Annotated in this window: 19 protein-coding genes; 3 read left to right on the forward strand and 16 right to left on the reverse strand. The window is 63.1% G+C overall.

The annotated features are described in order from the left end of the window. Positions 1–7: 7 nt before the first annotated feature. Complete coding sequence (locus AC1DTQ_RS03700; RefSeq protein WP_477848069.1) at positions 8–919, reverse strand: LytTR family DNA-binding domain-containing protein; 912 nt, start codon at positions 917–919, stop codon at positions 8–10. A 158-nt stretch (positions 920–1,077) separates the two neighbouring features. Here AC1DTQ_RS03700 and AC1DTQ_RS03705 point away from each other — a divergent pair, with 158 nt between their 5' ends. Further along, positions 1,078–2,268, forward strand: a complete 1,191-nt coding sequence (locus AC1DTQ_RS03705; RefSeq protein WP_477848071.1) for an acyltransferase family protein — start codon at positions 1,078–1,080, stop codon at positions 2,266–2,268. A gap of 78 nt (positions 2,269–2,346) precedes the next feature. On the opposite strand, the gene recJ is transcribed toward AC1DTQ_RS03705, so the two are convergent. From recJ to hrcA, 14 genes are all read right to left on the reverse strand, one after another. Continuing rightward, positions 2,347–4,071, reverse strand: coding sequence for a single-stranded-DNA-specific exonuclease RecJ (gene recJ / locus AC1DTQ_RS03710; RefSeq protein ID WP_477848073.1), 1,725 nt, complete (start codon positions 4,069–4,071; stop codon positions 2,347–2,349). A gap of 2 nt (positions 4,072–4,073) precedes the next feature. Further along, positions 4,074–4,994, reverse strand: a complete 921-nt coding sequence (locus tag AC1DTQ_RS03715) for a phosphoglycerate mutase (protein WP_477848074.1) — start codon at positions 4,992–4,994, stop codon at positions 4,074–4,076. A 12-nt stretch (positions 4,995–5,006) separates the two neighbouring features. Continuing rightward, positions 5,007–5,483 (reverse strand): transcription elongation factor GreA, encoded by a 477-nt coding sequence (gene greA, locus AC1DTQ_RS03720; protein ID WP_477848076.1) that lies wholly within the window; start codon positions 5,481–5,483, stop codon positions 5,007–5,009. Next, positions 5,480–8,725, reverse strand: coding sequence for a carbamoyl-phosphate synthase large subunit (gene carB, locus AC1DTQ_RS03725; RefSeq protein ID WP_477848077.1), 3,246 nt, complete (start codon positions 8,723–8,725; stop codon positions 5,480–5,482). Before carB ends, greA begins: the two co-directional genes overlap by 4 nt. A gap of 17 nt (positions 8,726–8,742) precedes the next feature. Next, a complete protein-coding gene (locus AC1DTQ_RS03730) occupies positions 8,743–10,653 on the reverse strand; it encodes a S9 family peptidase (RefSeq protein ID WP_477848078.1) in 1,911 nt (636 codons plus the stop codon). A 98-nt stretch (positions 10,654–10,751) separates the two neighbouring features. Further along, the gene (carA, locus tag AC1DTQ_RS03735; protein WP_477848080.1) at positions 10,752–11,876 is read right to left on the reverse strand and encodes a glutamine-hydrolyzing carbamoyl-phosphate synthase small subunit; all 1,125 of its coding nucleotides are present in this window, start codon (positions 11,874–11,876) and stop codon (positions 10,752–10,754) included. A gap of 173 nt (positions 11,877–12,049) precedes the next feature. Then, a complete protein-coding gene (gene dapB, locus AC1DTQ_RS03740) occupies positions 12,050–12,763 on the reverse strand; it encodes a 4-hydroxy-tetrahydrodipicolinate reductase (RefSeq protein WP_477848082.1) in 714 nt (237 codons plus the stop codon). A gap of 58 nt (positions 12,764–12,821) precedes the next feature. Next, positions 12,822–13,694 carry a metal-dependent hydrolase gene (locus AC1DTQ_RS03745; protein ID WP_477848084.1) on the reverse strand — a complete coding sequence of 291 codons (873 nt, stop codon included), beginning with the start codon at positions 13,692–13,694 and terminating at the stop codon, positions 12,822–12,824. Positions 13,695–13,775: 81 nt separating this feature from the next. Continuing rightward, positions 13,776–14,981, reverse strand: a complete 1,206-nt coding sequence (locus tag AC1DTQ_RS03750; protein ID WP_477848086.1) for an aminotransferase-like domain-containing protein — start codon at positions 14,979–14,981, stop codon at positions 13,776–13,778. Positions 14,982–15,056: 75 nt separating this feature from the next. Further along, positions 15,057–15,929, reverse strand: a complete 873-nt coding sequence (locus tag AC1DTQ_RS03755) for an alpha/beta fold hydrolase (RefSeq protein ID WP_477848088.1) — start codon at positions 15,927–15,929, stop codon at positions 15,057–15,059. 33 nt (positions 15,930–15,962) lie between these two features. Then, entirely contained in the window at positions 15,963–17,090 is a 1,128-nt protein-coding gene (gene dnaJ, locus AC1DTQ_RS03760) for a molecular chaperone DnaJ (protein WP_477848090.1), read from the reverse strand. Between the two features lie 98 nt (positions 17,091–17,188). Beyond that, positions 17,189–19,105 (reverse strand): molecular chaperone DnaK, encoded by a 1,917-nt coding sequence (gene dnaK, locus AC1DTQ_RS03765; RefSeq protein ID WP_477848092.1) that lies wholly within the window; start codon positions 19,103–19,105, stop codon positions 17,189–17,191. Between the two features lie 190 nt (positions 19,106–19,295). Further along, positions 19,296–19,826 carry a nucleotide exchange factor GrpE gene (gene grpE, locus AC1DTQ_RS03770; protein ID WP_477848094.1) on the reverse strand — a complete coding sequence of 177 codons (531 nt, stop codon included), beginning with the start codon at positions 19,824–19,826 and terminating at the stop codon, positions 19,296–19,298. An 88-nt stretch (positions 19,827–19,914) separates the two neighbouring features. Continuing rightward, positions 19,915–20,958: a heat-inducible transcriptional repressor HrcA gene (gene hrcA / locus AC1DTQ_RS03775; protein WP_477848096.1), complete on the reverse strand. Its 1,044-nt coding sequence runs from the start codon at positions 20,956–20,958 to the stop codon at positions 19,915–19,917. Positions 20,959–21,060: 102 nt separating this feature from the next. Here hrcA and recN point away from each other — a divergent pair, with 102 nt between their 5' ends. Then, positions 21,061–22,743, forward strand: coding sequence for a DNA repair protein RecN (gene recN / locus AC1DTQ_RS03780; RefSeq protein ID WP_477848098.1), 1,683 nt, complete (start codon positions 21,061–21,063; stop codon positions 22,741–22,743). Positions 22,744–22,911: 168 nt separating this feature from the next. On the opposite strand, the gene fur is transcribed toward recN, so the two are convergent. After that, positions 22,912–23,313: a ferric iron uptake transcriptional regulator gene (gene fur / locus AC1DTQ_RS03785; RefSeq protein WP_310090879.1), complete on the reverse strand. Its 402-nt coding sequence runs from the start codon at positions 23,311–23,313 to the stop codon at positions 22,912–22,914. Positions 23,314–23,428: 115 nt separating this feature from the next. On the opposite strand from fur, the gene AC1DTQ_RS03790 reads away from it, so the two are divergent. Further along, a complete protein-coding gene (locus tag AC1DTQ_RS03790; RefSeq protein WP_477848101.1) occupies positions 23,429–23,821 on the forward strand; it encodes an outer membrane protein assembly factor BamE in 393 nt (130 codons plus the stop codon).

Consider the following 23,821-nt stretch of genomic DNA (forward strand, 5'->3'; position numbering starts at 1 on the left):
GACGGGTTCAGGCGCTGGGCGCGCCCAATTCCACGCCCCCTCCCGCGCCCACTCGGCCACGCAGATCGGCGCGATAGCGGCGACTGCATGGCAGCGTGGTGCCGTCCTTCAGATGCAGGCGCGCGTCGCCGGTATCCATGGGTTCGATAGAGGCGACCTGGTCCAGATTGACCAGATAGCTGCGGTGGACCCGCGCGAAGCGGCGTGGGTCGAGCTTGGTCTCGATGGCTGCGATGGTGCTGCGTAGCGGATAGTCATGCTGGCGCATGCGCAGGTTGACGTAATTGCCGGAGGCCTGGATCCATTCGATGTCGTTGGCCGCGACCAGGAATTCCCGGCCCAGCTTGCGTACCAGGAAGCGCTCGGGCAGTTCGATCCGCTCTACCGGCGGTCCCTCATCGGGTGCGTCGAGCAGACTGGCTTCGCCCTGCCAGCGACGCAGCAGGAAACGGTAAGCCTCGATGCTGAACACCATGATCATGAAGCTGCGGATGTCCTTCAGGTATTCGTAAAGGAATTCCCTTCCCCAGGGGCCGAAGTTGTACTCCATGCCCTGCCAGCGATAGATCAGCACGCGCAAGGCGACCATGCCCGCCACATGCAACATCGAAATCGCCACACTGGCCAGCAGATACCAAGGCAGCTGCTGCCGCCAGGTATCCCAATGCAGCGGAAAGCGGCGAGTGAACCAGACGATGGCAGGCAACAGCGCCAACAGCCAGACCAGCGCACTGCTGGACTCCCACACCGCCGGCTCCCAGCTCAGGATGTCCGACTGGCCACGGCGGATTTCCATCAGCGTAGTGATGCTGTTGCCGATGCAGTTCATACCGATCAGCAATACCCAGAAGCCGATCTCGAAAGTCCGGCGCCAGGGCAGGAAACGGCGGTAAGCGGCATCGGAAGCGGATTCGGTCATAAGCGCATTCTAGGCGAGCGTGCGGGATTCCCTGCGGGCGGTCGTCCCTGCGGACCCGCGATTCGTCCCTTCGTCCCCGCAACCGGTCCCCTTGCGCTCGCGCCGCAGGACCGTTGGCGCCCCAATGGCTGCCTGTCTTCATTGAACGGGAATTGACCATGCAACGTCGCCACGATCTGGATTGGGTCCGCGTCTGCGCCTTCGGCGTGCTTGTCCTCTATCACGTGGGCATGTATTACGTGACCTGGGACTGGCACGTGAAGAGCCCCTACGCCAGCGCAACCCTCGAGCCACTGATGCTGCTGAGCAGCCCTTGGCGGCTCTCGCTGCTTTTCCTGGTGTCCGGCGCGGCCAGCGCCTTCCTGTTCGGCAAGCAGCCGCAGGGATTCCTGAAGTCGCGTTCCTGGCGCCTGCTGGTTCCGCTGATCTTCGGGATGCTGGTCATCGTGGTGCCGCAGGCGTACTACGAAGTGATGGATTCGCGGATTCCCGGCGGCTACCACGACGGTTACCTGGCCTTCTGGGGGCGCTATATGGCGAACGATGGCACGTTCTGTGATGACGACGGCTGTCTGGATCTGCCGACCTGGAACCACCTGTGGTTCGTCGCCTACCTGTGGGTGTACACAGTGGCGATCTGGCTGATCGCCCGGCTGATGCCAAACGTCTGCCGGCGCGCGGGGGAATGGCTGGGCGGCCTACTATCCGGTTGGGGCGTACTGCTGTGGCCGGTACTGCTGCTGACAGTCGCGCGGATCGCATTGGTCGAACGCTTCGAAGCTACCCATGCGCTGGTCGACGACTGGTACAACCATGCGCAGTACTTCAGCGTGTTCCTGCTGGGCTTCCTGATGGCCCGCGCCACCGGATTCTGGGAAGCCTTGCGACGTCTGCGCTGGGCATCGCTCGCTTTGGCCGCGATCAGCTATGGCTTCATCATCTGGTACTTCTATGGCAGCGGGTATGGCGACGCCAACGCACCGCCGGGTGCCTTGCGCCAGTTCCAACGAGCAGTGTGGGCGCTGAACCAATGGAGCAGCATCGCCGCCATCTTCGGTTTCGCCTACCGTTTCCGGCATGCAGACAGCCCGGCGTTGCGATATCTGGTACCGGCGGTGTTCCCGGTCTACATCCTGCACCAGAGTGTGATCGTGATAGCGGCGTACAACATGAAGCCGCTGGGCATTGCGCCGGGGATCGAAGGCCCGCTGCTAATCATGCTGACGTTCGCGGCATGTTTCGGTGGATACGAGGTCATCCGGCGCGCGGACTGGCTGCGGCCTTTGTTTGGCCTCAAGCGGCGTTCGCTTACCCCCGCCCTCGGCGATGCGCCTCAACCAGTCGTGTAGACGGTTGCCGCAGCCTTGTAGAGCCGAGCTTGCTCGGCTGCTTTTCGCGCAATCAAGAGCAGCCGAGCAAGCTCGGCTCTACAGAGATTCGCGGTGCTCGACGATCAGCTGGACGGCGTTGCCGCCGCGATAGTCGTCGGGCACCAGCCGATACGCCAGGCGCAGGTGGGACTCGGGTTCCTGCTCGCGCCAGCCGCCGAAGTGGATGGCATTGAGCGGTTCCCGGCGGCCTTCGACCCGCAAGCTGAGTTTGAGGTGGCGTTCGCCGACCACGCGCCAGTCGATCACCTCGAACACGCCATCGAAAAGCGGCTCGCCATAGCCCTGCCCCCACGGTCCGCCACTGCGCAGCGCCTCTGCGTTGGCCACGACGAATTCCTCGGCCGACAGTTCGCCGTCGCTCAGCAGTTCCGCATGCAGCATGGCCGGATCCATCATCGCCTCGACTTGTTCGAGGAAGGCAGCCTGGAAGCGGGTGAACTCGCTTTCTTCCAGGCTCAGCCCCGCCGCCATGGCGTGACCGCCGAACTTGCCCATCAGTCCCGGATGGGCGACGTCCACGTTGGCCAGCGCATCACGGATGTGGAAACCGGGAATCGATCTTGCCGAACCGCGCAGACTGCTGCCGCCCGGTTCCGAAGGCGCGAAAGCGATCACTGGACGATGCAGTTTTTCCTTCATCTTCGATGCTACAAGACCGACCACGCCCGGATGCCATTCCGCATCGAACAGGCATAGGGCTATCGGCGTCTGCGGGTTGTCCGTGCTGTCGAGTCGCTCGATTGCGGCCTCGGCTTCGTCGACCATCTGCTGTTGCACGCCACGGCGTTCGGCGTTGATTCCATTCAATATCTGCGCCAGTTCATAGGCTTGGGTGGCATCGTCGCTGAGCAGGCATTCGATGCCGATGGCCATGTCTTCCAGGCGGCCGGCGGCATTGAGTCGGGGTCCGATGGCGAAACCGATATCCGCGGCCGTCAACCGGGCGGCGTCGCGGCCTGAGACCTCGATCAGCGCTCTAAGCCCTGCGCAACCCTGCCCTGCACGCAGCCGCCGCAATCCAGCGCCAACCAGGGCGCGATTGTTGACGTCGAGCGGAACGAGATCGACGATGGTGCCGACCGCAACCAGGTCGAGCAGCGTGGAAAGGTCGGGCTCGCCTTGCGCCAGCGCTCCTTGCTCGCGCAGCTGTTTCCGCAACGCCAGCAACACATAGAACATCACCCCCACACCGGCCAACATCTTGCTGGGAAACGCGTCGCCACGCAGGTTGGGATTGACGATGGCATCGGCCGGCGGCAACGACTCGCCGGGCAGATGGTGGTCGGTTACCAGCACCTTCCATCCCAGCGCTTTGGCCGCCGCGATGCCTGCATGGCAGGCGATGCCGTGATCGACGGTCACCAACAGGTCGGGTTCCAGCCCGGCGAGTTCGCCCACCAAGGCCGGCGACAGGCCGTAACCGTGCACCATGCGGTTGGGCACCGCCGGGGTCACGCGCGTCGCGCCGAGCATGCGCAATCCACGCACGCCGACGGCGCAAGCCGTGGCGCCGTCGCAATCGAAGTCGCCGACCACGACGATATGGCGCTGAGCGGCGATCGCATCGGCAAGCAATGCCGTCGCTTCCGCCAGCCCGCCCAGGGTTTCGGGCGGCAGCAGTTGCGCCAGCTTCGGCTGCGCCTGCTCCAGGCTGATCGCGCCGCGTCCAGCGTAGATGCGGCGCAGCAGCGGCGAAAGGCTCTCCGGCCAGCTTCCTGCCGCATCGCCCTCGCGGCGACGGATCCTCGGACTTTGAGCCATGCCTACAGCGTCGCCAACGGCTTCCGCCAGAATCGCCAGCGCTGGTCGCGGCGCAGATGGAAAATCGCGCCGTCTTCGAAATCGAGGGTCAGCGACTGCAGCTCGCGTTTGCGCACCGCTTCCAGCAACGGTTGCACAGCCTCGTGAGCCACCAACGCCAGATCGCGCAGATGGCGCAAGTCGACCAGCGCGTCGACTTCCTCCGCGTCGTCGGTCGTCGCCGACACCCCTGCGGCATTGGCCAATGCCCGCAGCAGAATCTCGTTGCCTTTGACCTGCCGGTAATGCGTGCGCACGAAATCCGGCAGCGCGCCCGCGCCCCAGAACCAGAGGGAATTGACTGCCGGTTTGCCCAGCGAAGCGCGCATGGCGTTCCAGGGATGGTTGTGCAGGACGACCTGGGTTTCGGTGAGTAAGGCGCGCCAGCGGCGCCCTAGGTCGCCTTCGGGCAGGTGAGCGAACAGGTCTTCGCCCAGTACTTCGTCGGGGGTCGCGAACGCCGGCAATTTCGACTCCCGGGGAAGACGCAGATACCAGCGCGAAGGCCGTGGCGCATCCAGGGCGAAGCCGGCATCGCCGAACAGCGGCCGCAAGGAGGGCAGCAGCTGGGCGCTGTCCTCGGCGGTGAGCGCCAGCGAGTCGCCATGCGAGAGCATGCGTGCCCCGCCCATATCCGGGGCGATGTGCGCGGGGTCCACCCGTAGCCAGGACGATTGCGCCGCATCGCCGGCGTCCAGTTGCCGGGTGAGCGCGGCGACGGGCCAATGGTCGGGAATCAGTTGGAAATGGCGACGCAGTTGTTCGGGTTCGCCCGCCTCGCTGCCTTCGCGATCGGCTTGCGCAAGGGCCTTGGCGAACGCTGCTGGCAAGGGCCGGCCCGCGAACCGCGAACGTGCGGGCAGCAGCAGCGTTGCCGATGCCATCGTTGGCCCCGCTCAGCCCGCGTACGCGACGCTGACGATTTCGTATTCGCGCTGACCGGCCGGCGCGTCGATGACCACCGAGTCGCCTTCGTTCTTGCCGATCAGTGCGCGCGCCAGCGGCGAGGAAATCGCGATCATCGATAGTTTGATATCGGCTTCCAGGTCGCCGACGATCTGATAGCGCTTCTCTTCGTCCGTTTCCACGTCGGCCAGGGTCACGGTCGCGCCGAAGACCACGCGCGACCCCGCGTTGAGCTGGGCGACGTCGATCACTTCCGCATGCGACAGTTCGCTTTCGAGCTGCTTGATGCGGCCTTCGACGAAACTCTGCTGCTCGCGGGCGGCGTGGTATTCGGCGTTCTCCTTCAGATCGCCGTGCGCGCGCGCTTCGGCGATCGCATTGATGATCTCCGGACGCTTCACCGATTTCAGCTGGTCCAGCTCGTCGCGCAGGCGCTGCGAGCCTTTTAATGTAAGTGGCGCTCTCATTGCTCTTGCAACTCCTTGTGCAGTTCCTGCAGCGCCCAGACGGGACCGGTGCCGCGGAATTCAAGCGAATGCACCAGCGCGCGGGCGCCGGCGATGGTGGTGGAATAGGTCACGCGGTGCTGGAGGGCTTCGCGCCGTATCGAGAACGAGTCGGAAATCGCCTGGCGTCCTTCGGTGGTATTGACGATATACACGATTTCGCCGTTCTTGATCAGGTCGACGATGTGCGGGCGGCCTTCGACCACCTTGTTGATCTGTTCGCAGGCAAGGCCGTTCTTTTGCAGCCAGGCGCAGGTGCCGCGGGTGGCGACCAGCGTGTAACCACGCTGGATCAGGTCCTTGGCTACCGGCAATACCCTGGATTTGTCCGGATCGCGTACCGACAGGAACACCTTGCCCACCGGTGGCGCCTTGATGCCGCCGGCTTCCTGCGCGCGCGCGAACGCGGCGCCGAAATTGCGCCCCACGCCCATGACCTCGCCGGTGGAACGCATTTCCGGACCGAGAATGGGATCGACGCCCTGGAACTTGGCGAACGGGAAGATGGCTTCCTTCACCGAATAGTAGTGCGGCACTATTTCCTTGATCGCGCCCTGCTCGGCCAGCGATTTGCCGGCCATGCAGCGCGCGGCGATCTTGGCCAGTGGCATACCAGTGGCCTTGGACACGAACGGTACGGTGCGCGAGGCCCGCGGGTTTACTTCCAGCAGGAAAATGGTGTCGTCGCCATCGTCGCTGGTCTGGATGGCGAACTGCGTGTTCATCAGACCGACTACGTTCAGGGCCTTGGCCAATTCGACCACTTGACGACGCAGTTCTGCTTGGGTTTTCGCGGACAGCGAATAAGGCGGTAGCGAACACGAAGAATCGCCGGAATGCACGCCTGCTTCTTCGATATGTTCCATCACCCCGCCCACCAGCACCGCGCCGGTGTGGTCGGCGATCACGTCGACGTCCACCTCCACCGCATTGTCCAGGAAGCGGTCCAGCAGCACGGGAGAGTCGTTCGAGACCTTGACCGCATCGCGCACGTAGCGCGCCAGGTCCGACTCGCCGTACACGATTTCCATCGCGCGGCCCCCGAGCACGTACGACGGACGTACCACCAGCGGGTAGCCGATCTCGCGCGCCAGCACCAGCGCTTCCTGGTCGTTGCGGGCGATGCGGTTGGGCGGTTGCTTCAGGCCCAGTTTTTCGACCAGCTGCTGGAAGCGTTCGCGGTCCTCGGCCAGATCGATCGAATCGGGCGAAGTGCCGATCACCGGCACGCCGTTGGCTTCCAGCGCCTGCGCCAACTTCAACGGGGTCTGCCCGCCGTACTGCACGATCACGCCCTTGGGTTTCTCCAATTCGACGATCTCCAGCACGTCCTCGAGCGTCAGCGGCTCGAAGTACAGGCGATCGGAAGTGTCGTAGTCGGTGGAGACGGTTTCCGGGTTGCAGTTGACCATGATGGTCTCGAAACCATCCTCGCGCAGCGCGAGCGCCGCATGCACGCAGCAGTAGTCGAACTCGATGCCCTGGCCGATGCGGTTAGGACCGCCGCCCAGAATCATGATCTTGTCGCGGCCGCTCGGCTCCGCCTCGCACTCGTCCTCGTAGGTCGAATACAGATAGGCGGTGCTGGTGGAGAACTCCGCTGCGCAGGAGTCGACGCGCTTGTACACCGGTTTGACCTTGAGCGTGCGGCGCAGGTTGCGCACCGCCGTTTCATTGGTCTGGGACAATTGCGCCAGACGCGTGTCGGAAAAACCCATGCGCTTGAGCTTGCGCAGACGCGCTGCGTCCAGCGAAGCGAGACCTTCGGCAGCGAGGGTCTTCTCTTCGGAGATGATTTCCTCGATCTGGTCCAGGAACCACGGGTCGATGAAGGACAGCGCATGCACGTCTTCCACGCTCATGCCGGCGCGGAACGCATCGGCCACGTAGAACAGGCGCTCGGGGCCAGGCTCCTTCATCTCGCGACGCAGGTCGGTCAGATCGTCCGCGCTGCTCAGGTCCAAACCCGTGGGGTCGAGGCCCACCTTGCCCGTTTCGAGTCCGCGCAGCGCTTTCTGCAGCGACTCCTGGAAGGTACGGCCCATCGCCATCACCTCGCCCACCGATTTCATCTGCGTGGTCAGACGCGCGTCGGCCGCGGGAAACTTTTCGAAAGCGAAACGAGGGATCTTGGTGACCACATAGTCGATCGCCGGCTCGAACGAGGCCGGGGTCAGGCCGCCGGTGATTTCGTTGCGCAGTTCATCCAGCGTGTAGCCCACTGCGAGCTTCGCTGCGACCTTGGCGATCGGGAAGCCAGTGGCTTTGGACGCCAGCGCGGAGGAGCGCGACACGCGCGGGTTCATTTCGATCACCACTACGCGGCCGGTCTGCGCATTGATGCCGAACTGCACGTTGGAGCCGCCGGTGTCGACGCCGATCTTGCGCAGCACCGCGATGGAGGCGTCGCGCAGGCGCTGGTATTCCTTGTCGGTCAGGGTCTGCGCCGGGGCGACGGTGATCGAGTCGCCGGTATGCACGCCCATCGGGTCCAGGTTCTCGATGGAGCAGACGATGATGCAGTTGTCCGCGGTATCGCGGACCACTTCCATCTCGAATTCCTTCCAGCCCAACACGGATTCTTCCACCAGGACTTCGCTGGTGGGCGAGAGTTCCAGGCCGCGATTGACGATGTCGATGAGCTCTTCACGGTTGTAGGCGATGCCGCCGCCGCTTCCGCCCAGGGTGAAGCTGGGGCGGATGATGGTGGGATAGCCCACGCGGGTCTGGATATCGAGCGCCTGTTCCAGCGAACGCGCGACCTCCGCCTTCGGGCATTCCAGGCCGATCTCGGCCATGGCCACGCGGAACAGCTCGCGGTCCTCGGCCATCATGATCGCTTCGCGTTTGGCGCCGATCAGTTCGACGCCGTACTTTTCCAACACGCCGTTGTCGGCCAGATCCAACGCACAGTTGAGTGCGGTCTGTCCGCCCATAGTGGGCAGCAGCGCATCGGGTCTCTCCTTGTCGATGATCTTCTCGACCATCTGCCAGGTGATGGGCTCGATATAGACCGCGTCGGCCATCTCCGGGTCGGTCATGATGGTGGCCGGATTGCTGTTGACCAGCACCACCCGGTAGCCCTCGTCCCGCAACGCCTTGCACGCCTGCGCGCCCGAATAATCGAATTCGCAGGCCTGGCCGATGACGATGGGGCCGGCACCGATGATCAGGATGGTTTTGAGGTCGTTACGCTTGGGCATTGGGGATACGCTCTGGTTTACTTGGCGGCCGCTGGCGCGGCAGCGCTTTTCTGGCCGATGTACTTGTCGAAGAAGGCAAGCATCTTGGTGTAGAGATTGACCTGGTTGTCGATGTCGCGGAAACCGTGCGCTTCCTTGCTCTCGACCACGACATCTTCGGGTTGCTTGCCCACCGTCTTCAGCTGGCTGATCAGGAAATTCATTTGCGCGATCGGAACGCGCTGATCTTTTGCGCCATGGACCAACATGATGGGCGCCTTGATCTTGTCTACGTTGTAGGCCGGGCTGTAGGTCTGCATAGCGCCGGTTCCCAACGGCAAAATATCCTTCTGGAAATTCCGTCCGCTCTTGCTCTCCTGGATGTCGCCTTTGGCCAACATCATCGGCAGCGAATAAACGCCGACATAACCCACGGTGCAACGGTACAGATCGGGTTCGCGTACGACGCTCATCAGCGCGGCGTAACCGCCGTAGGAAGCGCCGTAAATGCAGACGCGATTCTTGTCCACGATACCCTGGCTGGCCGCCCAGCTCACCGAATCGGTGAGGTCGTCCTGCATCGACGTCCCCCAGTTGCGATAACCGGCGCGCATGAACGTGTTGCCGTAACCGCCCGAACCGCGGTAGTTCATCTGCATCACCGCATAACCGCGATTGGCCAGAAGCTGCACTTCCGGATTGAAGCCCCAATCGTCGCGCACTCCATGCGGGCCGCCATGGGGATTGACGATCAGCGGCAGGTTCTTGCCGTCGCTATTCTTCGGAATGGTCAGGTAGCCGTGGATCATGGTGCCGTCGCGGGTCTTCACCGAGATCGGCCGCATCGGCGACATGTCTTCCGGCTTGATCCAATCCATGAACGAAAGCAGATAGGAAGCGCTGCCCAATTTGCTGTCGTACAGGAAGACCTGTCCCGGATCGGTATCGCTGTAGGCACGTACCACTATGTAGCGCGCGTCATCGCTGATTCCGCCGAACGAGACCGCTTTGCCCGGGAACGCCTTGATCAGGCCGGAGTAGATTTTCGCTTCGGGGTGCTCCGGAGCGACGATATCCCACTCGGGAATGCCGTTGTCGTAGCGCACGGCTAGCAGGGTCTTGTCGTCGCTGCTCCACAGATAGCGCGCGGCATCCACGGTTCCGTCGGTGGAGAGGAATTCTTCCTTTTGCGTTTCGGGATCGACCAGCACCAGCGTTTCCGGCTTGCCCTCCTCGCCCTTCGAGAAGTACACGCGCTTATCGTCGGTGGCGAAGCCTAGCGGCGTATAGGTCGCTCCACCGCGCTGGCTTTCGTGAATGAGCTTCCATTGCTCACCGTCGCGGCGATAGGTGACCTGCCGACCGTCTTCCATCTCGCCGAAAACGAAGCGGGGCTTGCGCTGATGGTCCACCAGAAAGCTGCCGCCGTCGACGGGCGCGCTGGCCACGGTGGTTATGTTGCCGGTGTAGACGTTCAGCTTGAACAGATACGCGTTGTCGATAGACCGCTCGACAAGAATCGTATTGGGATCTTCAGGAGTCAGGTCGACGAAATTGTAAAAATTCCCGTTGGGAATATCGAGGCGTTTGGTTCCGTCGATATTGGAAGCGTAAAGATCGCCCTTCGAGGTTTCGAAATCGAACTCGCCGGTCTTGAAGGTGACGAAGAACAGCAGGCGCTCGTTGTTGGCCCACACCACCTGCCGGAAATGGCGGTTCTCACCGTAGTCCCACTTCCCCACCACTCCTTGGTCGGAAACCCTCAATACAGCCAGCACGGTGCGATCGGCGCGGGGAACACTGACAGCGATGTGCTTCCCGTCCGGCGAAAGACTGACAGTGGTGAACTCAGCATCCTTGAAGAAATCCCGGATGGGCACTTCACCGGCCGTCGCGAACAACGGGAATAGCACCAGCAGCAGCAACAAAAGACGACTGACGAGCTTCATATCCAACTCCCTTTTGAACTTAGTTTTACGGCGCTTCTGCGCCCCTCTCATCACGACGTCAGACACCCGTCGCCCCTAAAGCGAATCCCATTGAGCGATCATCCTGCCAGTTTCATTTGTTCAATGAACCGGTCGAACAACGGCGCCACATCGCGCGGCCCCGGCGAGGCTTCCGGATGCCCCTGAAACGAAAACGCCGGCGCATCGGTGAGCTCGATGCCCTGGTTGGTGCCGTCGAACAGTGAGCGATGGGTCACGCGCACGTTGGCCGGCAGGGTCGATTCGTCGACCGCGAAGCCATGGTTCTGCGAAGTGATCATCACCCGGCCGCTATCGAGATCCTGCACCGGATGGTTGGCGCCGTGATGGCCGTGGCCCATCTTCAGGGTTTTGGCGCCGGCTGCGAGCGCGAGCAACTGGTGGCCCAGGCAGATGCCGAAAGTCGGGATCTTCTGCGCGACGAACTCGCGTATCGCCGCGATAGCGTAATCGCAAGGTTCCGGATCACCAGGACCATTGGACAAGAACACCCCGTCGGGCTTGAGCGCCAGCGCAGCGGCAGCCGAGGTCTGAGCAGGGACCACAGTCACATCGCAACCACGTTCGGCCAGCATGCGCAGGATGTTCAACTTGACGCCGAAGTCGTAGGCGACGACCTTGAATCTGGCCCCGACGTTGACGGGAAGCCCCGTATCCAGATCCAGCTGCCCTTCTTTCCACGGATAGCTCTGGGTGGTGGAAACCACCTTCGCCAGATCCATCCCTTTCAGGCCGGGGAACTTGCGGGCGGCTTCCAGCGCCTTTTCCACATCGATGTCACCGGCCATCAGCGCGCCGTTCTGCGAGCCGCGGTCGCGCAGCAGGCGGGTCAGCTTGCGGGTGTCGATGCCGGCGATGGCTACCACGTTGCGCTGCGTCAGCCACTCGGGCAGCGCTTGCTGGTTGCGCCAGTTGCTAGGACGGCGCGGCACGTCGCGGACGATCAAGCCGGCGGACCAGACCCGACGCGCTTCGTCGTCCTGGTCGGTACAGCCGGTGTTGCCGATATGGGGATAGGTCAGAGTGACCAGTTGGCGGGCATACGAGGGATCGGTAAGGACTTCCTGATAGCCGGTCATGGCGGTGTTGAACACCACCTCGCCGGCGGAAAGGCCGCTCGCGCCTACGGATTCGCCCTCGAATACGGTGCCGTCTTCGAGTACGAGGATTGCGGGTTGGGTCACTGGGCTCGCCTTGGGGGTGAAGGAACCCTGTCCCTCCAACTTGCGGCTGCAAGAAACCGCGAACTCGGTATTTCTCCGGTCCGTGGCGGTGGGTAACAGGCGAGCGAGAATTGTACGGGCGCGGGGTCGTGGACGCCAGTCGTTTTTCGGGAATCGGCGGAACAGGCCCTAGTTCAGTCCAACAAATCCCGGAGCCGGTAGGCGGCTGCCGGCTTGCCGACGATGCGCACGGCCGCGTGCAAGGCGCCCCGGGCGAAAATATCGCGGTTACCGGCACGGTGCACCAGCTCCAGACGCTCGCCCAGGCCGGTGAACTGGACCGTGTGCTCGCCCACGATGTCCCCGGCGCGCAGGCTGGCATAGCTGACTTTGGCGCCGTTCGCGGCCGCGGCTTCGCCCAGAGTGAGGGCGGTACCGGAGGGCGCATCCTTCTTCTGGGTGTGGTGGGCCTCGATCACGTCGCAGTCCCAGCCGGGTAAAGCCGCTGCGGCGCGTTCGACCAATTCGGTCAGCACCGCCACGCCCAGGCTGAAATTGGAGGCCCAGACCAGTGGAACTCTCGTAGCCGCTGCGTCCAGGGCAGCGCGTTGCGCTTCGCTCAGCCCGGTGGTTCCCGACACCAACGCTGCGCCACGCGCCACGCACAGGTCGAGCACCGGGTCGAATCCCTCCGGCAGACTGAAATCGATGGCGACGTCGAAAGCGGGCGCACCCGAAAGCTCGTTGGCGGCGAAGAACGGCACGCCGTCTACCACGCGTTGCGCTGGCGACTTACGGGTGACCGCCGCCACGACTTGGCAATCGCCCTGTTCGGCGCACAACCGCAATAAGGCCTGGCCCATACGACCGGAGGCACCGTGGATCAACATTTTTATGGGGCGGTTCATCCGCCAAGGCTAGCCCGATGCCCATGCGGTAACAAGCCGCATCTAAGCGGTGCCGGCTTCAATTCGTAGTTTGGGGAGAACCCTCCCCCATTCTTTTCGACCGTAACGTGGGCACCACCAGAGGCGGTTGCGCCAAGGCATAGCCAGCGATCACCGTGCGCGACATCTCGCGATCATCGAGCAGGTCAGGATGGAATCGCGGACGCAGATAAGCCCATAGATGACCCAAGGTGCGGGCAAACATGTGGTGGTCCGGCCCGAGATGCCGCCACAGTTGCCTCCACGTACCGATCTTGAACAACAGTCGATCCTGCGCCAGAAAACGGACCATAGCCATACTGATCAATAGATAGAACAGCGGCACGGTCAGCAAGAAGCCAAGCGCGCGCACGACGTAAGTCGGGGAAACGGCGGCGAGCACGTCGAAGGCGACGCGCTTGTGTTCGATTTCCTCCGCGAAGTGCCATTCCATCAGCGCGCGCATCTGCGGATGCGCTTCGGCCAGTAAATCCTGCGACAGGAATTCATGGCCGATATAGGCGTTGATGTGTTCCACGCAGCTCACCAGCGACACGCGGAGCGCGAGTGGCGTGGTGCGTTCGATCGTGCGGAAAGTGAGCAATTCCACCGCCTTTTCGAAGCCTCTGAACCGGTAGCCTTGCGCATCCAGATTGCGCCAGTAACGCTTGTGGGCGATTCCGTGCTGCGCTTCCTGATGGATGAAATCGACCACGGTGTCGCGAAGCGCCTGATCGTGGATCCGCGGCATGCAGCGCTTCAGCGTGCGTATGTAGAACGCCTCGTTGGCCGGCACCAGCACCGTATAGGCATTCAGAATCGATGAGACAACCGGATTTCCGGGAAGCCAATGGCGCGGGATATCCAAGGGCAACGTGGGCGTGAAACTGCGCGGGATGATCGGGTCGGACATGTTTGGACTCCTCGACGCCTACAACCTGCGTCACTTCCTACAACTCCTGGAAACCGCATTACGGCAAAGCAAAAAACAAACTTACGCCGCATTGCGCTCGGGCAAAGCGGCGATTTCCGCCTTCAACAAGGCACCCAATTTCTGCATGCCGATCTCGATCTTCTCTGCGGGCACGGTGACGAACGACAAACGCAACGTGTTCGATTGCGGATCGACCGCATAGAACGGTGCGCCGGGTACGAAAGCCACATGCTGTTCGATAGCCTTGGCCAGCAGGGCGCCACTGTCCACGCCTTCGGGCAGGTTGACCCAGATGAACATGCCGCCGGCGGGCTGGTTCCAAGTCGCTTCGGAGGGGAAATAACGCTCCAGCGCAGCCAACATCAGCTCGCACTGCTTCGCGTACAGCGTACGGATAGTGGGAATGTGGGCATCCAGGAAGCCGTCCTGCACCGCTTCGTAAACGATGCGCTGGGAAAACGACGGCGTATGCAGGTCGGCGGCCTGTTTGGCCTGCACCAGCTTGCCGTGCAGCTCTTCGGGCGCGACCACGAAGCCCAAACGCAGGCCGGGAGCCAGCACCTTGGAGAACGAGCCCATGTAGATCACGTTTTCCGGCGCCATCGACAGCAGGCTGGGCAACGCGTCGCCGCTGTAGCAAAGCTCGCCATAAGGGTCGTCTTCGACTACCGGCACACCGGCAGCGATGGCTTTTTCTAGCAGCGCCTTGCGGCGTTCCAGCGGCAGGCGACGACCGGTGGGGTTCTGGAAGTTGGGCAGGCAGTACATGAAACGCGCGCCGTCCAGTTTCGCTTCGTCCAGAGCGTCGGTGATGATGCCGTCCTCGTCCGTTTCCATGGCCGAAAATGCCGGCTGGAACAGGGAGAACGCCTGCAACGCGCCGAGGTAGCTGGGGGTTTCCACCAGCACCTTGCAGCCCTCGTCGATCAGCACTTTGCCCAGCAAGTCCAGGCCCTGCTGCGAACCGGTGGTGATCAGCACCTGGCTGGGGCGGATGGTGGCGCCGTTCTGGCTCAACCGTTTGGCAACCCACTCGCGCAGCGGCGTATAGCCCTCGGTGGGGCCGTACTGCAATGCCGCCTGCGGGGCTTCGTCCAGCACCTTGGTGCAGGCCCAGCGCATGCGCTCGATGGGAAAAGTGTCCGGCGATGGCAGACCGCCTGCAAAGGAGATTACCTCCGGGCGCTCGGTAACTTTGAGGATTTCACGGATCGCCGAGCTGGTGAGGCCCTGGGCGCGCTTGGAGATTTGGATGGAGGTAGTCATCCGGCAAGTTTACCGGTTAGCCGTGCGGGCCGTTGGTCCTGGGGCCGACTGGGGACCTCAGGAGCGCTTCCAGAGTCAGACTTCCGTTCTCGCCAGCCAGTCGATGATGGACGCGCCGACCTCCAGCGGCTTCTCGCGGTGCAGAAAGTGCCCTGCCCCTTCGACAATGCCCCATTCGTAAGGGCCGGCGAAAAGATCGCTCTGACAGCCCAGCAGTTCCTTGCGTATATCGCGCGATCCGCACAGCACGCGCGTGGGCGTGGCGATGAGGTCGTCCAGCCTGGCGGTGACGTCGGCCAGCGCCGGGTCGCCTTTCTTGGGATTCATCATGGCCCGGTAGTAGGCCAGCGTGGCTTCCATCGCGCCGGGTTGCGCGAGCATCCGCTTGATCTGCTGGACATGCGCGCGGTCGTCGTAGGTCGCCGACCACATTTTCCAAAGAAGTTCGATGAAGGCGAAATTGCTGGCCCTGCATAGCGCTTCCGGTAACCAGGGCAACTGGAACAGGAACCAGTGAAACGAACGCAGGATGTGTCTGGGCGATCTCCTGATCGTGCGGCGCCCTTCTTTGGGATGCGGCACCGCTAGTATGACCGCACGATGGATCCATCCCGGATAAGCGCTCAAAACCGAATAGCTGATCGCTGCGCCCCAGTCCTGCCCCACCAAGCAACAGCGCTGACCTGCGTTCAGCGCCTCGATCAGGCACTTGATGTCGGTGGCCAGCGTGGCCAGATCGAAGTAGCCGCCATTGGGGATTTCGGTCGGCGGATAGCCGCGGAGGAAAGGGGCTACGACGCGATAACCGGCTTCTGCCAGCATCGGCATCTGGCGCTCCCAGGAGTACGCATTATCCGGGAAGCCATGCAGCAGCAGGACCAGGGGACCTTCCCCCTGCTCCAGGTAGGTGAACCGCAAACCGTTGGCCGTGACCTCGCCCTTGCGCATGCGGCGATTGTTGCATGGGACCGGGGGTAATCCTTACGAAGTCATCCGGTCCCAGAATGACTTCACCCCGTCGAGGAAGGTGGCCGACTTCGGCGAGTGTCTGCGCGCGTCCTCACCGGTGAAGGTGGCCTCGAACTTCTCCATCAGCTCGCGCTGTTCGGCGGTCAGGTTGACCGGCGTCTCGACCGCCACCCGGCAGAACAGGTCGCCGGTGCTGCGGCTACGTACGGATTTCACGCCCTTGCCGCGCAGGCGGAACAGCTTGCCGGTCTGGGTTTCGGCGGGAATGCGGATTTCCGCTTCGCCTTCCAGGGTAGGCACGCGCACGGTGTCGCCGAGCGCGGCCTGGGAAATACGGATCGGCACTTCGCAGTGCAGGTCGTCGCCGTCGCGCTGGAAGATCGGGTGCTCGCGCACGCGCACTTCCACGTAAAGGTCGCCGGGGGGAGTGCCGGTAGGGCCGGCTTCGCCTTCGCCCGCAAGACGAATGCGGTCGCCGTTGTCCACGCCCGCCGGGATCTTCACCGACAAGACTTTCTCTTCTTCCACGCGACCGGCGCCATGGCAGGTTTTGCAGGGGTTGCGGATGATCTGCCCGCGGCCGCCGCAATGCGGACAGGCCTGTTGCATGGCGAAGATGCCGCGCTGCATGCGCACCTGGCCGCGACCGCCGCAGGTGGTGCAGGTTTCGGTCTTGCCGTCCTCCGAACCGGAACCATGGCAGGGCTCGCACGCGGCCAGCGTCGGAATCTCGATACGTTTCTCGATGCCGGCGACGGCCTCTTCCAGATCGAGTTCCATCACGTAGCCGACATCGGCGCCACGGCGTGCAGCGCGTGCACCACCGCCACCACCGAAAATATTGCCGAAGATATCGCCGAAGATATCGCCCATATCGGCTGGGTTGGGCCCTGCGCCGCCACCGCCCATGCCGTGCTCGAACGCGGCATGCCCGTGCTGGTCGTACATGCGGCGCTTGCCGCCGTCGGACAGCACTTCGTAGGCTTCCTTGCATTCCTTGAACGCGGCTTCCGCGGCGGAATCGCCGGGATTGCGGTCCGGGTGGTGCTTCATCGCACAGCGTCGGTAGGCCTTTTTAAGCTCCTCCTCGCTGGCATTGCGGGCCACGCCCAGGACTTCGTAGTAGTCGCGTTTGCTCATGAGTTGATCGGGAACCAGGTTTCAGGAATCGGATAACAAGATGGAGCGAGGCTAACGCCCCGCCCCATCGGATCTACAGAATCACGATCGTTACCCGATCACTTCTTCTCGTCTTCTTTGACTTCGGTGAACTCGGCGTCGACCACGTCTTCGCCCGCGTTCTGGCCGGAGGCCTGACCGCCGCCGCCTTCCTGTCCCGCCGCCGCGACCGCCGCATACAGCGACTGGCCGGCTTCCTCCAGATTTTTGGTCTTGGCTTCGATCTGCGCCTTGTCGTCGCCCTTCATCGCGGTTTCGAGATCGGCCAGGGCCGCCTCGACGTTGCCGATGACACTGCCGTCGACCTTGCTGCCATGCTCGGTGATGGCGGTGCGGGTGGCGTGGATCAGGCCGTCGGCCTGGTTGCGGGCCTGCACCAGTTCGTGGAACTTCTGGTCTTCTTCGCGATGCGCTTCCGCGTCGGCCACCATCTGCTGGATCTCTGCCTCGGACAGACCGGAACCGGACTTGATCTCGACCTTCTGTTCCTTGTTGGTCTTCTTGTCTTTGGCGCTGACGTGAATGATGCCGTTGGCGTCGATGTCGAAGGACACTTCCACCTGCGGCAGGCCGCGCGGCGCCGGTTCGATGCCGGACAGGTCGAACTTGGCCATCGACTTGTTGAAGCGGGCCTGTTCGCGCTCGCCCTGCAGCACATGCACGGTCACCGCGGACTGGTTGTCTTCGGCGGTGGAGAAGGTCTGCGACGCCTTGGTCGGAATGGTGGTGTTCTTCTCGATGATCTTGGTGAACACGCCGCCCAGGGTCTCGATGCCCAGGCTCAACGGAGTCACGTCCAGCAGCAACACGTCCTTGACGTCGCCGCCCAGCACACCGCCCTGGATCGCGGCACCCAAAGCGACTGCTTCATCCGGGTTGACGTCTTTGCGCGGTTCCTTGCCGAAGAACTCGGTCACCGCCGCCTGCACCTTGGGCATGCGGGTCTGGCCGCCGACCAGGATCACTTCGCCGATGTCGCTGGTGCGCAGGCCGGCATCGTTCATGGCGATGCGGCACGGCTCGATGGTCTTCTTGATCAGGTCTTCGACCAGCGCCTCAAGCTTGGCGCGGGTCAGCTTGATGTTGAGATGCTTCGGTCCGGAGGCGTCGGCCGTCACGTACGGCAGGTTCACTTCGGTCTGCTGCGAGGACGACAGCTCGATCTTGGCGCGCTCGGCCGCATCCTTCAGGCGCTGCAGGGCCAGCGGATCCTTGCGCAGGTCGATGCCCTGGTCCTTGTTGAATTCATCGACGAGGTAGTCGATGACGCGCTTGTCGAAATCTTCGCCGCCCAGAAAGGTGTCGCCGTTGGTGGCCAGCACTTCGAACTGTTTTTCGCCATCGACATTGGCGATCTCGATGACCGACACGTCGAAGGTGCCGCCGCCCAGGTCGTAGACCACGATCTTGCGGTCGCCGCCGTCCTTGTCCAGACCGTAGGCCAGCGCGGCCGCGGTGGGTTCGTTGATGATGCGCTTCACGTCCAGGCCGGCGATCTTGCCGGCATCCTTGGTCGCCTGGCGCTGGCTGTCGTTGAAGTAGGCCGGCACGGTGATCACGGCTTCGGTGACGGTCTCGCCGAGGAAGGCTTCGGCCGTCTTCTTCATTTTTTCCAGAATGCGCGCGGAAATTTCCTGTGCGGAAATCTTCTTGCCGTCGGAGGTCGAAACCCAGGCGTCGCCGTTGTCGTGCTGGACGATGCCGTAGGACACCAGACCGATGTCCTTCTGCACTTCGGCGTCGGTGAACTTGCGGCCGATCAGGCGCTTCACCGCATAGAAGGTGTTCTTGGGGTTGGTGACGGCCTGGCGCTTGGCCGAGGCGCCGACCAACACTTCGCCGTCTTTGGTATAAGCGACGATGGAGGGCGTGGTGCGGTCGCCTTCCGAATTCTCGATGACGCGGGCTTTGCCGCCGTCCATGATCGCCACGCACGAGTTGGTCGTGCCCAGGTCGATGCCAATGATCTTGCCCATGTTGCTTGCTCCCTAAAAGTCTGTCTTTGGCCGGCCATGCGCCGGGTTGATGGATGAAATGTGGGGTTTAAGCCCTCTCCTTCAAGGGGAGGGTTGGGTGGGAACGGTGTTTGCCTGCCTTCGAGATTCAGCTCGCCTGCGCGAAAACCATCCCCCATCCCGTCCTTACCTTTACAAGGTAAGGAAATAGTCAGTCGTGCTTGGCCACCACTACCAACGCCGGCCGCAGCAGACGGTCGTTGAGCAGGTAGCCCTTCTGGAACACCTGCACCACGCTGTCCGGGGCGGCGCCAGGTGCTTCCACGTGGCTGACGGCCTGGTGGAATTCAGGATTGAAGGGTTCGCCGGTCGGGTCGAGCATGCTCAGGCCGTTGTCGGCAGCCACTTTGAGCAGCTGACGAAAGGTCAACTCCAGGCCGTCATGCAGCGGACCTGGTTCCTTGCCCGCTGCAGCCAGGCCGGCATCGAGACTATCGAAGACCGGCAGCAGGTCCGACAGCAGGCGTTCGTTGGCGAACTTGCGCAGCTGCTCCAAGTCGCGGCTCACGCGCTTGCGCTGGTTTTCCAGGTCGGCGCGTTCGCGCAACACGTCGGCGCGGGTCTGCTCCAGCTCGGCGCGCAGGTGTTCGACTTCGCTGGCCAGTTGGTTTTCAAGACTGTTTTCCTCGCCTTCGGAGACACTGTCGGGCGCGGAATCGGATTCGTTATGGCTGTGGGTCATGCGGGCTTCCGTGGCGGGCCGCCCCGGGGAACGGGCGGCGTAAGACGAACCTATGGGGCCGGCGCTGCAGGATTCAAGGCGGAGGGCGTTACGGTTGCGGCGCGTCCATAGCCGCGCCTAGTGCGTCGGCGGCGGCCTGGACCACCGGAATCACCCTCTCATACGCCATCCGGGTGGGTCCTATCACCCCGAGCACACCCAGCACCTGCCCGCCGGCGATATACGGCGCGGTGACCACCGAGACTCCATCCAGCGGGGCCAGGCCGGTTTCCTCACCGATGAAGATGCGTACCCCCGGCGCCTGCAGGGTGCGTTCCAGCAACTGCAGGATCTCGCGCTTGCGGGCGAAGGTTTCGAACAGTTCCCGCAAGCGGTCCAGATCCGACAGGTCTTGCACGCCAATCAGTCGGGTCTGCCCGGTCAGCACCATGTCGTCGCTCGCCGGCACGAAGGCGTGTTCGGCAAGCTCCACGGTATGCGCCAGCAGCCCTTCCATCTCGGACTGGGCATTGCGCAAGTCGCGCAGCAGGGTCGCGCGGATTTCGGACAGGGGCCGGCCCGCGAAATTAGAATTCAGGTAATTGGCGACCCGCTCCAGTTCGGAAGGATCGTAAGTACGGCGGGGCTCGATGACCCGGTTCTGCACGTCGTTGTCGGCGAACACCAGGATCGCCAGCACTCGGCGCCCGTCCAGCGGCACGAAATCGATATGTCGGAAGGCGAACTGCTCGCGTTTGGGCGCGCTGACCACGCCGACGAAATGGGTCATCGCCGAGAGCAGCTCGGACGCGTTCCCCAGCAACGCTTGGGTACCGACGCCGGCCGGAAGTTCGGAGCGCAGTCGCGCCACTTCTCCCTCGCCCAGCGGCTTCATCTGCACCAGGCTGTCGACGAACATGCGGTAGCCCTGCGCGGTGGGGATGCGACCGGCGGAGGTGTGCGGCGAGGCCAGCAGGCCGAGTTCTTCCAAATCGCCCAGGATGTTGCGAATGGTGGCGGCGCTGACGTCCAGACCCGCATGCCGGGCCAGCGTCTGCGAGCCCACCGGTTCGCCATCGCGGATGTAGCGCGATATCAGCGTGCGCAGTAGGTGGCGGGCGCGGATGTCGAGATCGGCGGGGCGTGTAGACATTCCGGATAGATAGCCTTCCCGATGGACCAATGCAAGCCGCCCTGCGCAAACCTCCGCTGTCCGTCTCAGAGATTGCGCCGCATGCCACTACAATGCGCACCCATGCTCAGACACCTCGCCCTCAAGGATTTCGCCGTCGTCCGATCCGCCGAACTGGAATTCGGCCCGGGTATGACCGTGATTTCGGGTGAAACCGGCGCAGGCAAATCCCTGCTGGTGGACGCCCTGGGTTTCCTTTCCGGGTTGCGCGCCGATAGCGGGGTGGTGCGCCATGGCGCCGAGCGCGCTGAGCTCTCCGCCGAGTTCAGCCTGGACAACGCTTCCCCTGCCCTGGCCTGGCTGCGCGACAACGAACTCGACAACGCACCCGACGACGGCAGCAGGGATTGCCAACTGCGCCGGGTGATCCGTGCCGACGGCGGCTCGCGCGCTTTCATCAACGGCCGCAGCGTCACCCTGGCCCAGCTGACCGAGCTCGCTGGCCTGCTAGTGGAAATCCATGGCCAGCATGAGCACCAAGCACTGCTGTCCCGCGCCAGCCAGCTGGAGCTGCTGGACGCCTATGCGCGCAACGAAGCCGAACGCAGCGCTGTCCGCAACGCCGCGCAAGCCTGGAATGCCTTGCTGCACGAACGCGACGCCCTCTCCCAGCAAGGCGATGTGTCGGACCGCATCAACTATCTCGAGCATCAGTTCAAGGAACTGGAGCGCGAAGACCTCACTGCAGCGGACATCGAGTCGCTCTCCGCCAGCCATCGTCGCCAGGCCAACGCCTCAGGTCTCATCGATGCCTGCAATGCCGCATTCTCACGCCTGGCAGGCGAAGAAGCTCCTTCGGTTTCCCGACAACTGCAACAGACCCGCAGCGAACTGGCGCGCATGGCCGAGCACGAGCCGCGTCTTCGCGAAGTCGATTCGCTACTGGAAAACGCCAACATCCAGTTGGACGAAGCGCTGGTGGTCCTGGACAAGGTGCGCGACGACCTGGATGCCGATCCGGCGCAGTTCATGGAACTGGAGCGCAGACTCACCCGCATCCACGATCTGGCGCGCAAGCATCGGGTCGCCCCTGAACAGCTTGGGGCGCGTCGCGATGCCATCGCCCTGGAGCTGGAAGGTCTGCGCGGCGCTGGCGAGCGCCTGCTCAGTCTCAACACCGAAATCGAATCGGCCGCCGCTGCCTGGCGCGCCGCGGCCACCAAGCTCGGCAAGACCCGGCAAACCGCGGCGGCGAAACTTTCCAAGGCCACCAGCGTATTGATCGCCGAGTTGGGAATGGCGGGCGGGCATTTCGAGATCGCCATCGAGCCCAATGAAATCGAACGGCCCGATCCGCAGGGCAGCGAGCGCGTGGAGTTCCTGGTGTCGGCCAATGCCGGGCAACCGCCGCGCGCACTGCGCAAGGTCGCTTCGGGTGGCGAGCTCTCGCGCATCTCCTTGGCCATCGAGGTCGCCGCATTGGGACTGGACGCGGTTCCCACCATGGTCTTCGACGAAGTCGATTCCGGCATCGGCGGCGCCGTGTCGGACATCGTCGGGCAGAAATTGCGCGCGCTCGGCGAAAAGCGTCAGGTGCTCTGCGTGACGCACCTGCCGCAGGTCGCGGCGCAGGGCCATGCGCATTACCGGGTCAGCAAGGCGCCGGTGGAAGGCATGACCCAGAGCTCGGTGGAGTTGCTGGATGGGAAACAGCGGGAGGAAGAACTCGCCCGCATGCTGGGCGGCGTGGAAGTCAGCAAAGAAGCGCGCGCGGCGGCGAAGCGGCTTTTAAGCGACGTGGCCTAACGCACGGCGGGGCTTGACCCGTCATTACCATGCACAAACCTCGCGTTGGCCTATAGCGAAAAATAGTCGCGGCATAAAGCGGAATGACCGGTTGCCATCGCAATCGGAACGATGGCAATGGCGGGTCAAGACCCGCCCTACAGTTGCGTTATCAGGGAAATCCAAGACTCAGCGCTTCTTGCGCACGTACAGCACCAGCGAGTGTTCCTCGATCTCGTAACCGTGCTGGGACGCGATTTTCCGCTGCAAAGCTTCGATCTCTTCGCTGGAGAACTCGACGACCTTGCCCGTTTCGATGTCCACCATGTGGTCGTGATGCTCGCCCCGGTCCAGTTCATAGACGGCCTGGCCGCCTTCGAAATTGTGTTTCAGAACCAGGCCAGCCGCCTCGAATTGAGTCAGCACGCGGTACACCGTGGCCAGCCCGATTTCATCGCCATGGTCCAGCAGATGGCGATAGATGTCCTCGGCGGTCATGTGCCGGGGCTTGCTCTGTTCCAGCAGCTCCAGGATGCGCATCCGCGGATGCGTCACCTTCAGTCCGACTTTGCGTAAATCCTGCGATTCCATGGCCTCTCCGTTCATTGGCGGTTTAGCGCCAGCCGCCTTGGGCTGGGTTGCGGCGGCCGTTGGAAGTGTATCATCGCCCGGTCCTCTTCCCTGTCGAAACGCGGTGCCCTTCCCGATGCGTAAATTCCTGCTGATCGCCGCCGTGACCTTCGCTGTCTCTGGTTGCGGCATCCTGTACAAACAGCCGATCTACCAGGGCAACCTGATCGAGAAGAGCAATGCGGACCAGCTGGCCGTGGGCCAGAGCAAGCAGCAGGTCGTCGCCCTGCTCGGCACGCCTTCGATCGCCGACCCGTTCCACGCGCAGCGCTGGGACTATACCGCCGTCGAACGCACCAACCGTCGCGGCACCACCGAAATCAAGAACCTGACGGTGTTTTTCGAAGGCGACACGGTGACCAAGTGGGAGGGCGAATACTTCCCGGAAAACGACGTGCAATTGTCCAAGGACGTGCGCAAGTTCGGTCCCAACCTGGCCAAGGAAAAGAAGAAAGGCGCCCGTCGCTGA

This window comes from Pseudoxanthomonas sp. P4_B2 (genome assembly GCF_056402315.1).